The following is a 1,136-nucleotide window of genomic DNA, read 5'->3' as shown; positions in this document are numbered from 1 at the left end:
CGAACGGATTGACCTGTTGCAATTGCTTCTTTCGCAACACGAGCTGCTGCTTCATAACCGATATGAGGGTTCACGGCTGTAATAATTCCTACACTTTTCTCAACGTACTCTTTTAAACGATCTTCATTCGCTTCAATTCCTTTTAAGCAATTATCTGTAAAGGCACGGAAACCGTTATTCATAATGCTAATAGATTGAAGTAAGTTGAAAACAAGTACTGGTTCCATAACATTTAATTCTAATTGTCCTGCTTCTGAAGCAAGGCAAATTGTATGATCGTTACCAATAACTTGGAACGCAATTTGGTTAATAACTTCTGGCATAACAGGGTTTACTTTCCCTGGCATAATAGAAGAACCTGGTTGACGAGCTGGTAACATAATTTCTGCTAAACCAACACGTGGACCTGATGCCATTAAGCGAAGGTCATTCGCAATTTTAGACATGTTCATCATACATACTTTTAGTGCTGCAGACACTTCTGTGTACGCATCAGTATTTTGCGTTGCGTCCACTAAATCTTCTGCACCAACAAGGGGTAATTCACTAATTGTAGCAAGATGTTTTACAACTGCTTCAATATACTCTGGATCTGCATTTAGGCCTGTACCAACTGCAGTTGCTCCCATATTTACTTCATATAAATGTTGACGTGATTGCTTAATACGTTTCATATCACGTTCAAGTACGCGAGAATACGCTTTAAACTCTTGTCCAAGACGAATTGGTACAGCATCTTGTAAATGCGTACGACCCATTTTAATAACATGGTCGAATTGTTCTGCTTTTAATTCAAATACATCATGCATATAACCCATCGTTTGTAATAAGCCTTCTAATGCATTTAATGTCGCGATATGAATCGCCGTTGGGAATGCATCGTTTGTTGATTGTGCCATATTTACATGGCTATTTGGACTAATATAATGATAGTCTCCCTTTTCCATTCCTAATAATTCAAGAGCACGATTGGCAATGACTTCATTTGCATTCATGTTCATTGAAGTACCCGCACCGCCCTGAATTGGGTCGACGATGAAATGATCGTGCCATTTTCCATCTAGAATTTCTTGAGCAGCTTCTGCGATCGCGCCGCCTTTATTCAATTCCAATCTACCTACATCTGTATTTGCAAG

The 1,136-nt window shown here is 39.1% G+C and carries 1 protein-coding gene; it reads right to left on the bottom strand.

What is annotated here, in order from left to right:
- The coding region (locus DPQ31_RS08805) for an aspartate ammonia-lyase (protein ID WP_208732090.1) at nt 1–1,136 on the bottom strand (1,136 nt) is incomplete at both ends.

It is taken from the genome of Bacillus sp. COPE52 (assembly GCF_003355115.1).
Lineage (GTDB): Bacteria > Bacillota > Bacilli > Bacillales > Bacillaceae_G > Bacillus_A > Bacillus_A toyonensis.
Note: the sequence above shows the minus strand (reverse complement) of the source record. Positions and strands in the feature narration are given on the sequence as shown.